The following is a 12,001-nucleotide window of genomic DNA, read 5'->3' on the forward strand; positions in this document are numbered from 1 at the left end:
TTAAAAAATATTTACCTTTGTCGTATACATTTGCAAAATATAGGTATAATAGAAGATCCTGCTTTGGCAAAAAAATCTCTTTTTGATCTCTCATTGAAAAGATGTCGTGCTTTTGCAGATGCAGAAGTTGCGTATCATTTTGTAGAATAGAGTATCCTGTATGGGAAAGAGTTTGAAAGGGATGTTTGCTTTGCCTGCTTCGCGTCTTTAAGAAAAATAGAGGGCGCAAAATATGGCAATGTTTGAGCAGGAGTGAAAAAACAGGAGACAAGCTATGAAAACAATCAAGAGAAACTATTTATTTCTACCGATGTCCTTTTTGCTTCTTGCAGCTTCGTTGGTAGGTTGTGGTACTTCCAAAAAGATAGCAAGGACGGAGACCAAATCACAAGTGGTAAATATTCTTGCCGTTAATGATATACATGCCACTCTGCCCAATTTTCCTCGTTTTGCATACATGGTAGACAGCCTGCGAGGAATCTATCCGGGGCTTCTTTTGGTCTCAGGTGGCGATAATCAGACCGGTAATCCTCTGAACGACCAGTATGTTCCGAAAGGGCTTCCAATGGTAGAGCTGATGAATGCTTTGAAGTTTGACCTCTCTGCCGTTGGTAATCATGAGTTCGACACAAACGGTAAGGATAACCCGCTGGAGGTACTCATCCGAAGAGCCAACTTCGACTATTTGTGCGCCAATGTGGTACTGCCTCATGCCGACTTCCCTTTCAAGGCTTACAAGATACTCCGTATGCCGAGTGGCGTGAGGGTCGGTTTTACCTCTATTTTGGATATCAACAGCGGAAACATTCCGGATACACACCCGGACAGAGTAAGGGAGTTTTCGTTCAAAGATCCGCTGCAGGTCGGGAAAGATATGACCTTCTTGAAAGATAGCTGCGATATTCTCATCTATCTCAATCACTATGGGTTTGAAAACGATGTAGAGTTGGCAAAAAATCTTCCTGCCGGAAAGGTGGATCTTATCATAGGAGGGCACTCTCATACAAAGATAGATACCGAGCAGGTTCATAACGACATCCTTATCACGCAGGCGGCAAGCAAGCTCAAATATGCTACGCTTATCACCATGGCTCTGCATCCCGATGGCAAGGTGCAAAAGAGTATGAAGCTCTTGCCGGTAGGAAAGAGTGGCAATGTGAGACCGGAGATTCAGGAAATGGTGGCACGCTATCTGGCTGCTTCTCCTTTGGAAGAGGTTGTGGCACAAGCCGGAGACCACTTTACGTCATCCGAGCAGCTCGGCTACCTTATGGCGGACGCTTTCAGAAAGAGTGCGGGTGCGGAGATCGCTTTGGTCAATCCTGGCAGTATCCGAATGGATAATCTGAGCAAGGGGGATATCTCTCTTATGGATGTCTACACACTTGACCCGTTCGGAAATGAAATGGTGCTGGTAAATCTTACCGGGCATGAGATACGCGCTATGATGCTTTCGGGCTTTGAAATGGACGAGAAACGCCCGATGGTTCCTTCCGGACTTAAACTGCAATATACACTTGATGCCGAAAGAAATGTTAAGGATGTACGGATTTTTAATCCTGATGGATCCGATTTCGATATGGATAGAGTCTATAAGGTGGTTATGAGCAGCTACATGAACGTAACCTATAAGTACGAACGCTCGGATGCAGGAAAATCTCTCTTCAGGACTACTGCTGAGGGACTTATAGATTATCTTCGTGAAATTAAGACAGTGCCGAGCTATCGCAAAGAGAGCCGAATCAGCGGAGCAAAGCTCTAAACATATTCCCCTGAAAACTTACTCTTAGTTTGTTTTAGGTGAAAAAAGCATCTTTTTTGTGCAATTCTTTGTTTGTTTCAAAAAAGATGCTTACATTTGAGACACGGGAGGTTTGCTATTGGAAGTGACCCTTGGGGTAAAGATTTTGAACGTTGACTTTTGGCTTGTTACCTTTAACAAACACCTCATCCCGGTTTATTATTGGATTGTTGTACTTCCGGATTGTGATAAGGAATATTGTACCATGGGATAGTGGTGCCGTCCGGATGAGATTATAGAACTTGTAACTTATATAAAAAACGAATGTATATCTCCTAAGGGAGGAGAGAACGCTTTTAAACTTGAATGAAAATGAAAATTAAGTGCTTGATGTTTTTTCTGCTTCTTGCTCTTTCTCTTACTTTTTCAGGAAGAGGTTTAGCGCAATCTTGGGCTTTCAAGACCAATCTTGCGAACTGGGCTTTGGGTGCATCTCCTAATCTTACGGTCGAGAAGGCGGTTGCTCTTCGTTACTCTGTTGGCATAAAAGGTAGCTACAATTGGTTTTGGAGCAAAGAGAACCAACGAATGAAGCATTGGATGGTGAAGCCTGAGGTCCGATATTGGCCTCAAGGAAGTTTCACGGGACACTCGTTTGCCCTTCAAGGAATGGTAGCACAGTACAACTTCGGTGGGGTAAAACCTCCGTTCGGTCTCTATAAAAATCTTAGAGATCACCGCTACGAAGGGATGGGCTACGGACTTGGAGTCGGGTATAACTATCTCTGGAGATTTGGTGCTCGGAGTGGAGTGGAGCTCGGTTTGGACTTAGGGTATGTCCTTTTCGACTATGAGAAGTTTAAGTGTGTAAAGTGCGGAACTCTCATGGAAAAGGGTGTGTACCACTATTTCGGGCTTACCGGCTTGTCGCTATCCTATGTCTTCTTCTTATAGTAAATAGTAAGAAGCTCATTAAGTAAGTAAGATTACACTTTTAGAATGGTTTAACGGGGATGTTTTTTACATCCCCACCCTCTCTCTGCCATTGTTTAGTGGCATGGACTAACAACTTTGTGATGTAATATATCCATTTACGATAGTATTTATATACTCTCGAACTGACAACTTGTTATACAATATTTATCCACATTTTTAATTCTAATTGGTTATGAAAACGAGTAAAATTTTCGTAGTTGCAGCCATTGCTTTAGGTTTTATGGCTTGTAACAAGAATGAGGACATCAATGTACCTCAAGAAGAAGCGCAAGCAACGCTATCTGTTAAAATCAATTCCGGTACGTTACGTGCTCTCGGTGCTCCCGATGATTCTGATCCTGTAAAGAACTTTGAAGTCTATGTTTTCAAAGGACAAGTCTTGGAAGGATACAAGAGAGTCGAAGGCGCTATGGAAGCAAAAGAAATTGAAGTCTCTGCAGGAAATGCTACATTGGCTGTTGTGGCAAATGCCGGAGGAGAAGGTCTTGGTAAAGCATTTACGCTTGATGAGCTGAAAGAAGCAGTAAAAGAAGGTGTTATAGAAGATGCAGGAGGTCTTCTGATGACTTCGGAAATGAAAGAGATATCCATAAAGGCAGGAAAGAATCTTTATGGATACACTAAGACCGGTGATGAAAACGAAATCTCCGCAGATCCTCTTGCTCTTGTCAGAGTACCTGCTCGCGTAGTATTGCAAGAAGCAAAGACCGAGTTTTCCGGAACTTTCGAAGGCTGGACTCTTGAACCGCAACAAGTTTTTGTTTTCAACGTTCGTGGTAAATCCAAACTGTTTGGAGATAATCTTTACATGGCGGATGCTCCTTTCTATAGCGGGGTAGATTTGGGTACTTTCTCAGGAGATCTAAGACCGGCTGCTTCTGAAAAGCACAACTCTTTGCAAGATGAGATTTCTTCATTCGAAGAGCTTCCAAAGCTTCCTGCTTACTTCTACACTTATGAAAATGAGGATGCAGCTCATCCTGTGGTTCTGACCATCAAGGGTCTACTTAAAGATGCTGACGGTGAGCTTGTTAAAAATTCTCCTTATACAGATGCAGAAGGAACTACCTACTACTCTATTTTGGTAAATGTAACAAAGCAGGGTTATTCCTATGAAGGAGATGCCGGTGGCAACGGAAAGGTTAAACGTAACACAGAGTATAAGCTTCACGTAACTATCAAGCGTCCAGGCAACAATGATCCTACCATTATACCATCGGATCCTGCAACTCTTGACGTTAAGGTTAAAGTAGCTCCATGGAATGTAGTTAATCAAAACGTTACATATTGAGCCGAACAGCAGACGGAAAGATCTTCCGTAAAACCTAAAACTAATGTGGGCAGGCAATCTGCCTGCCCACATTCTCTGTTAAACTAAAAAAAGCAAGAGTATGAATCGTGCAAACACATATCGAGTAGAACGCTGGTTCCTATTTGTGCTGATGATGACCTTGTTTTCAGCATGTATTAAAGAAGATCTCTCAGACTGTCCTCGACCCTTCCAGCTAACGGTGCAAGCTCTTGATGCGGATGGTAATGATATTACTGCATCAGGTGCTGTTAAGGATGTCGTCATGTTTGTGTTTGACGAGAAAGGATTGGTGATGGAGGCCTTTAAGCTTACCGAAGAGCAGGTCAAAAAGAAGCAGCCTATGCATGTAAAGATCCCATTTCCGGGCTCCAAGACACTTACTTGTACCGCGTGGGGCAATCTGGATGAGTCTGTAGAGTTTCCGGCTATGGCAACCGTGAAGCAAAAACAGGATCTTTATGTGAAACTGAAAAGTAAACAAGGAATCGCCGGTTATCCCGGAGAATTGTTTTCCGGATCGTTGGATGTACCGGTAGAGTTCGGTGGTTTGGAACCCGGAAAATCTCATACCGTAGTGATAAAGCATAAGGTGGCTTCTGTGCGCATTGTGGCACGTAAGCTATCGCCCGAAGTAGTATCATCGGTATCTTTCGTATTGAAAGAGTCGCCGGATACATACAATTCAAATGGAGAACTTACAGGAGGTGTAGTCTCATACAAACCTACGTTTGCTTTTGATGGCGCAGGTCAGTGGGTTACACCAATATTCAATACATTCCCCAATGCAGGAGGAAAGACATATACTCTTGAAATGTATTGGGATGGACAACTTAAGAAAGCATTTACTCATGGTACCGATGGCACTCCTTTGGTTCCACAGCTCGGAAGACTCCTCAATATTATTATAGACGTGGATGCAGATCTTTCCGTTAAGGTGGTGGTAACTCCTTGGGGAGTGGTGTATCAGGAAGTTGAATATTAAAAACATAAGAGAAATGAAAGTTATAACAGAAAAGGTTTGTTTGCTTTTCGTGCTGATTGGTTCTTTTTTTCTTACGGGTTGCAAAGATGCATTGTTATCCGACATTCCCTCTGAGAAGAATGCCGTAATTTCTCTCATGCTTTGGGGATCGGAAATGAGAGCCGGGAGCTTGTTTTCCGGAGATGATGCCATAAATAAGGTCAGAGTTTATGTTTTTAATGGATCTCACGTTGAGTCTATTGATGTTTTCTCTGCAGGAGAAATGACATTTTCCAATCCTTTTAGAATTAAAAGTACTACCGGAGAGAAAACAATCTTGGTAGTGGCAAATGAACCGGCAGGTATATCTGCTCAGTTGGATGCTATCAAAACGATAGATCAACTGGATAATATTAGATTGACAACAACGACCTTCCTGCCTGTCCCTCTGACAATGGTAGGCAAGGCAACAGTAAATATTCTTTCTCAATCCACTCCGCTACTGATGACAGTGGACTTGAAGAGGTGCGTGGCGAAAGTAACCCTTAAGGTGAAGAATGCAAGTGCCGGAGCGGAGATAGAGCTTCTTCAAGTAAAACTCTATCGGAATACCGGCTCCACACCTTTGATGGAAGGTGTGCCGGGAGGAAGTGTACAGTTTTGGGATGTTATTTCCGGATATAATGGTTTTATACCCGTAACGAACGAGGGTGTAGATGTCTGGGGCGGTAGCAAGAATGCTGCCTATGTCTTTGAGAATCTCGGCTCTGTTGCGGACACTGTTTCGAGGGCGACATATCTGGCAATTTATGCTCATTATAATAATATCCCAACTCAATATGTGGGGTATGTCAATGATGAAAGTTCCAATGCTACGGATCATCATTACTCCATAAAGCGAAATCATCAATACAACTTGACGGCTGAGCTAAAGAATCTTGGAGAAACAAATAATCTGACTCTACGTACAGATGTCCTTCCGTGGAATGTTATTAAAGAGGATCTTGTCTTCAAGAGAGTATTCAGGATAGTTCCTCATCTCACATTCGATGAGAAGACCATTGAGGTTGAGTCTCCCGCTAATGTGGTTGAGTTTAAATTTGAGTTGAAGAATCCTGTTGAGGCTACTTGGAGAGCGATATTACCCAATCCAATCGATTTTGAACTTGTAGAGGAAGGCGGTGCTGTATCGTCGGGAGATGCGGGTCAGGAATACACTATCAAGATAAGACCTCGTAATCCTCAAGGACCTGAAGAACGGATTACCGAACTGTTCATCATAGTGGATGACGTTGAGATTCCTCTTCTCAAGGGAAATACCTCGATAGGACCTGGTAACAGAATAGTTATTAAGCAGAAGAAGGCTCTTATGCCGTTCAGTAAATAAAGGAGATACTCTTATGAAAAAGATTTTATTGACGATGGTGGCTTGTGTTGTTGCACTATCAGGGGCAATATCTCTCTCTTCTTGTAAAAGAGAAGAGGGGATGGAACCGGATCGGGAGAACTCCTTAGTGTTGCGGTTGGCTGCCAGTGATATCTCTCCTCGAACAATAGAGGATGGAGAAGATGCTTTGAATGAAAATACAATAAACAAACTGGATATTTTTCTTTATCACGCCGGAGTGCTTAAGTGGCACATCAAGCCGTCGGATATGCAGATCACGGGGAATAGTGTAGTGATTCCGATACCGTCCAATCACGGTTATCTGTTTTTCAAAAATACAAACTCTTACGATCTGTATATTGTTGCTAATAGCTCTGCGGACCTTAGCAATGTTTCGCCCGGAGGATCTAACAATACTCCTGAGGCTCTTCGTAATCTGGTGATTCAGGCAGTAGACTTCAAAGCAAATGGCGGAGAGACACCTCAATCGGATTTCGTGATGGAAGGTTTTGTCTCTAAGGTGCTCACTTATCAGGATTGTGATCTGGGTTTGGTTAAACTTAAGAGAGCAGCCTCCAAGATCAGGATCAAGATAAACTCTGTTTCCGTTCCGGGATATGAATATACGCCTAATACAGGAACGGTGCAGTTTAAGCACTTTGTCGCTAAGTCCGCTCTTTTGGAAGGAGGTACTTATACTCCTACCGAGTTTGAAGAGACGTCTGCACGTGATTTGGCTCTAACGGGAGGAGTCTACACTACATCGGCTCCATTTTATGCTTATGAACAAGATTGGAAAAACAATATTGAAAGCAGAGCGTATGCCGAACTGTTGCTTCCTCTAAAGAAACAAGAGACTGGAACTGTACGTACATATAGATATATCTTGCCTTTGGTTCCCAAGAATCTTGTGGGAGAAGAAGCGGTATATAACTCTTGCTTTAAGCGTAATTTGCTTTATGATGTAGGGGTTACGGTCAATATTCTTGGTGCTCTCAAGGAAGAACCTGTAACATTGACCGGGGTTTATACCATTAAGGATTGGAGCACAAGAACTATTCTTGCTGAGGTTAAAGCATCCGACTATCTCGTTGTTTCCGAGAATAGTGTGGATATGCCAAATATCACCGATTATGTTTTAACCTTCAATTCTTCCCAACCCGATGTCAGGCTTGTGCCCGGATCCTTGAAGGCTACATATACCTATGTGCCTGCTGATGGTAGCTCTCCTGTTACTACTCCTGTTACTCCTGCACAGATGCCGACAGTAGTTGTAGCTTCGGGAGTGGGAACCGGAAATATTACCATCACAAGTCCGATACCTGTGAACTTGGTGCCTAAAGATATTGAGTTCAAGGTTACAAATGGGGCACTTACGGAAGTGGTTAATATAAAGCAGACGCCGGGGGTCTATTTTACCAATGAAAAGAGTGTGAAATCTTCTCAGTTCAATTCTTATAGTGATATGGTAAATTCGGGAAATGGTCTTCGTAATGCCTATACTTATAAGGTAACAACTTCCGCTTCAGGAGCAAAATATCCGAGTAGCAATGAAGAACTGATATTGGGATTCCCTCCGGTTGATTCAGATGGCAATACTCTTGACAATGCGGATGTCGCCAAGATGGTTTCTCCTAATTTTGAGATGGCTTCTCAGTTTGGTGCAACAGTTGCACAAAGATATAATGATGCCAAGAGACACTGTGCTCTATATTGGGAAGAAAGTGAAGCAGGAGTGAAAAAGAAAGGATGGAGATTGCCGACTGAAGCAGAGTTGAAGTATATCGAACAACTCCAACATCTACCCGCAAATCTTCAAGGTCTTTTGATGACGGGGCGATGGTATTGGGATTCATACAGCGGTAATGATGCTTACCTGTTTGTGAACAATAATACCTCGGGCTCTTCCCCGACGAGAGCTCACGTGCGTTGTATCCGTGATATTAAATAACACTAATAAGGAGTACACTTATGAAAAAGATAATTTATACACTTATTGGATACTTGATATTGTCTCTTGCGGGCTGTTCAAGATTGGGAACAGACATTGCAGATGAGAAAAAACAGGGAGATACGGGCGATGTATTGGTTGAGTTTGGTGCTGTTATCCCCGGATTCAAGGCTGTGGAGCTAAGAGATAATGGTGGCGTTGAGAATCTGAATCTGTTGGTTTTTAATCAGTATGGTATTCTTATCGCACGTCGAGTAGCTTCATTACAAGGCCTGTCCGGAGAAGGGTATCGCTTCTCAGCTCTCTTGCCTAAATCTGATGACATTAGGACTATTCACTTTATCGCCAATCATGATTGGGCAACAGTGGACGACTCTCATATCTTAGGACATGATGAAGCCTCTGTTGTAGCTCTTATGACAACAGATAGAGGAGTCTTTTGGTCGAGAAAGGAGTTGCCGAATGGTATTGATGCCGGCAACCTTGAAGGAAGTGTATCTCTATTGCGAAATCAGGCGAAAGTAACTGTTGAAAGTCAGGCGGCAAATTTTGTTTTCGAGGGTTTTACTCTTCACAATACGCTTACGAAGGGAACAGTCGCCCCGTACAATACGACAACTTTTAAGTTCCAAGAGGGATCTTTGAATGAACCACTTGATATAGTTCTTAATACTGCAGTTGAAAGTAATCTGGGTATGGGAGAGCGTTTCCTCTTTGAGCGCAAAAACGGAAGTGCTAAAGATATTACCACTGCTATTATAAAAGGTAAGTATCAGGGAGGTCCTTCTACATATTACAAGATAGACCTCATAGATGCTGATAGGAAAAGGTATGATATAGAAAGGAACTATCATTATAAGATTATCATCAAGAATGTACACAAAGGAGGTTCTCCTACCTTCGCAGCAGCTTTGCAGGTTGCCTCTCATAATAATACGGCTCTCGACCCGACAGTAGAGAAGTATCCTGTTATAAGTGATGGAGTGAGCAAACTTGAGGTTGAGCGTACCTTGATTATCTTGACCAAAGCATCTGAAGATCTGATCACTTGGGCGAAGTACTATCCCGATCTTAACAACCCTACTTTCAATAATGAGGGAGTAACATGCCGGATAGAACAGGAGACCGGTAAGGAAGTTTTAGCTGCCGGATCTCTTCAGTTTAACACGAATAATGGCGAGATTAGGGGAGTTGCCATAAATCAGTTGCCTCCTTCACCAAGGGAAGCTCGTATTATAGTTTCCAAAGGGGATTTTCTTGCAAGAGTTATTCGGGTTGTACTGAGAATGCCGTATAGTTTTGGAACTGTTAAGATCAATACTTCCAATACCGTACCATCTGGTCAGGAAAAAGTAGCTAAGGTCTATTTCAATATCCCATCAGATTTTCCTGCAGACCTTTTTCCTCTATATGTAGAGATAAAAGCCAATACACTCTATCCCGTACAACAAGGTGTGCAAGTTGTTACCAGGGGAAGTAATATGTATCATATCTTTAGGGTAACTTCTCCGGGTACAAAGGAGGTACATTTCAAGACCAACTCTGTATCAGACGTGGAGACTGTTGAGGTATCTGCAGAGTATTTTGCAAAAGGAAGTGTTTCATATACCAGGAGTTAAGTCTTTTCTAAGAAAAATACAAGTAGAGAAAGACATATTGGATATATGATTTTCATGGAAGATTTAGATCCATTTTCGAGATGGCTGCTTTTAGGAGTGGCCATCTCTATTTTGTGATTTTACTTCCGACGAGAATACTCATAAGTTTAGAAAAAGATTGCAGAAGTTTGGTGGTATAGAATATTCTACTTAACTTTGTGCCACTTTTGCAGGAGAAGAGTAATGCTCTTTGGACAACAAAAGAGGTCATAGACATATTGAGACAAAAATCAACAAAGTAGTACAAGGGAAACAGAAGTAGATAGATGTTTTGGCATCTTACAACTTTCTAGTGTTTACCCGTCAACTATTACCTGGGAAATAGAGTAAGGATACTGAGCATAGGAATAAAGTAAAAAAAACAAAATGACAAAGAAGAGTTTGATCCTGGCTCAGGATGAACGCTAGCGATAGGCTTAACACATGCAAGTCGAGGGGCAGCATAGAGTCAGCTTGCTGATTTGGATGGCGACCGGCGGATGGGTGCGTAACGCGTATGCAACTTACCTGTCAGAGGGGGATAACCCGGAGAAATTCGGACTAANGTAGGTGAGGTAACGGCTCACCTAGGCGACGATGGATAGGGGAACTGAGAGGTTAAACCCCCACACTGGTACTGAGACACGGACCAGACTCCTACGGGAGGCAGCAGTGAGGAATATTGGTCAATGGGCGAGAGCCTGAACCAGCCAATTCGCGTGAAGGATGACTGCCCTATGGGTTGTAAACTTCTTTAGTAGGGGATTAAAGTTTGCCTTGCGAGGCAATTTGCAAGTACCCTAAGAATAAGTATCGGCTAACTCCGTGCCAGCAGCCGCGGTAATACGGAGGATACGAGCGTTATCCGGATTTATTGGGTTTAAAGGGTGCGTAGGTTGCTTTTTAAGTCAGTGGTGAAAAGCTGTGGCTCAACCATAGTCTTGCCGTTGAAACTGAGGAGCTTGAGTGTAGATGCTGTAGGCGGAACGCGTAGTGTAGCGGTGAAATGCATAGATATTACGCAGAACTCCGATTGCGAAGGCAGCTTACAAAGTTACAACTGACACTGAAGCACGAGAGCGTGGGTATCAAACAGGATTAGATACCCTGGTAGTCCACGCCGTAAACGATGATTACTAAGAGTATGCGATATAATGTATGTTCTACAGCGAAAGCGTTAAGTAATCCACCTGGGGAGTACGTCGGCAACGATGAAACTCAAAGGAATTGACGGGGGCCCGCACAAGCGGAGGAACATGTGGTTTAATTCGATGATACGCGAGGAACCTTACCCGGGATTGAAATGTGCATGACGTAGACCGGAGACGGTTTATACCCTTCGGGGCATGTATGTAGGTGCTGCATGGTTGTCGTCAGCTCGTGCCGTGAGGTGTCGGCTTAAGTGCCATAACGAGCGCAACCCACATTGTCAGTTACTANAGCTGAGGACTCTGGCGAGACTGCCGGCGTAAGCCGTGAGGAAGGTGTGGATGACGTCAAATCAGCACGGCCCTTACATCCGGGGCGACACACGTGTTACAATGGTGAGGACAAAGGGCAGCTACCTGGCGACAGGGTGCGAATCTCCAAACCTCATCTCAGTTCGGATCGGAGTCTGCAACTCGACTCTGTGAAGCTGGATTCGCTAGTAATCGCGCATCAGCCATGGCGCGGTGAATACGTTCCCGGGCCTTGTACACACCGCCCGTCAAGCCATGGAAGTCGGGAGTACCTGAAGTACGTCACCGCGAGGATCGTACTAGGGTAATACCGGTAACTGGGGCTAAGTCGTAACAAGGTAGCCGTACCGGAAGGTGCGGCTGGAACACCTCCTTTCTGGAGCGAAGTATTNCTAGGGTAATACCGGTAACTGGGGCTAAGTCGTAACAAGGTAGCCGTACCGGAAGGTGCGGCTGGAACACCTCCTTTCTGGAGCGAAGTATTACGAGATATTCTGCGTGTTATTTATGTAGGATATAAGATAGAGGTTACAGAAGTTCTGCGTACATCTTGTTT

General features: G+C 43.5%; 7 protein-coding genes and 1 rRNA gene. All 8 read left to right on the top strand.

The window, feature by feature from the left end:
- The first annotated feature begins 274 nt into the window (after positions 1–274).
- Positions 275–1,762, top strand: coding sequence for a bifunctional metallophosphatase/5'-nucleotidase (locus HQ43_RS07455; protein ID WP_081964569.1), 1,488 nt, complete (start codon positions 275–277; stop codon positions 1,760–1,762).
- A 351-nt stretch (positions 1,763–2,113) separates the two neighbouring features.
- On the top strand, positions 2,114–2,695 hold the full coding sequence (locus HQ43_RS07460; RefSeq protein ID WP_160217626.1) for a DUF3575 domain-containing protein: 582 nt from the start codon (positions 2,114–2,116) through the stop codon (positions 2,693–2,695).
- 214 nt (positions 2,696–2,909) lie between these two features.
- A complete protein-coding gene (locus HQ43_RS07465) occupies positions 2,910–4,028 on the top strand; it encodes a fimbrial protein (protein WP_036791733.1) in 1,119 nt (372 codons plus the stop codon).
- A 100-nt stretch (positions 4,029–4,128) separates the two neighbouring features.
- Positions 4,129–5,031, top strand: a complete 903-nt coding sequence (locus tag HQ43_RS07470; RefSeq protein WP_036791735.1) for a FimB/Mfa2 family fimbrial subunit — start codon at positions 4,129–4,131, stop codon at positions 5,029–5,031.
- Positions 5,032–5,044: 13 nt separating this feature from the next.
- Positions 5,045–6,397: a fimbrial protein gene (locus HQ43_RS07475; protein ID WP_036791738.1), complete on the top strand. Its 1,353-nt coding sequence runs from the start codon at positions 5,045–5,047 to the stop codon at positions 6,395–6,397.
- Between the two features lie 13 nt (positions 6,398–6,410).
- The gene (gene fimD / locus HQ43_RS07480; protein WP_036791740.1) at positions 6,411–8,348 is read left to right on the top strand and encodes a fimbrial tip adhesin FimD; all 1,938 of its coding nucleotides are present in this window, start codon (positions 6,411–6,413) and stop codon (positions 8,346–8,348) included.
- 20 nt (positions 8,349–8,368) lie between these two features.
- Complete coding sequence (locus tag HQ43_RS07485) at positions 8,369–9,967, top strand: FimB/Mfa2 family fimbrial subunit (protein ID WP_036791742.1); 1,599 nt, start codon at positions 8,369–8,371, stop codon at positions 9,965–9,967.
- Positions 9,968–10,375: 408 nt separating this feature from the next.
- Positions 10,376–11,821 (top strand): 16S ribosomal RNA (locus tag HQ43_RS07490).
- The last annotated feature ends 180 nt before the right edge of the window (positions 11,822–12,001 follow it).

The sequence above is a fragment of the Porphyromonas canoris genome, assembly GCF_000769115.1.
GTDB classification, from domain to species: Bacteria; Bacteroidota; Bacteroidia; order Bacteroidales; family Porphyromonadaceae; genus Porphyromonas_A; species Porphyromonas_A canoris.

What these genes read in the sequence shown, in the direction of transcription:
- HQ43_RS07455 (WP_081964569.1), top strand. Translation starts at nt 275, where the DNA reads ATGAAAACAATCAAGAGAAACTATTTATTTCTACCGATGTCCTTTTTG.
- HQ43_RS07460 (WP_160217626.1), top strand. Translation starts at nt 2,114, where the DNA reads ATGAAAATTAAGTGCTTGATGTTTTTTCTGCTTCTTGCTCTTTCTCTT.
- HQ43_RS07465 (WP_036791733.1), top strand. Translation starts at nt 2,910, where the DNA reads ATGAAAACGAGTAAAATTTTCGTAGTTGCAGCCATTGCTTTAGGTTTT.
- HQ43_RS07470 (WP_036791735.1), top strand. Translation starts at nt 4,129, where the DNA reads ATGAATCGTGCAAACACATATCGAGTAGAACGCTGGTTCCTATTTGTG.
- HQ43_RS07475 (WP_036791738.1), top strand. Translation starts at nt 5,045, where the DNA reads ATGAAAGTTATAACAGAAAAGGTTTGTTTGCTTTTCGTGCTGATTGGT.
- fimD (WP_036791740.1), top strand. Translation starts at nt 6,411, where the DNA reads ATGAAAAAGATTTTATTGACGATGGTGGCTTGTGTTGTTGCACTATCA.
- HQ43_RS07485 (WP_036791742.1), top strand. Translation starts at nt 8,369, where the DNA reads ATGAAAAAGATAATTTATACACTTATTGGATACTTGATATTGTCTCTT.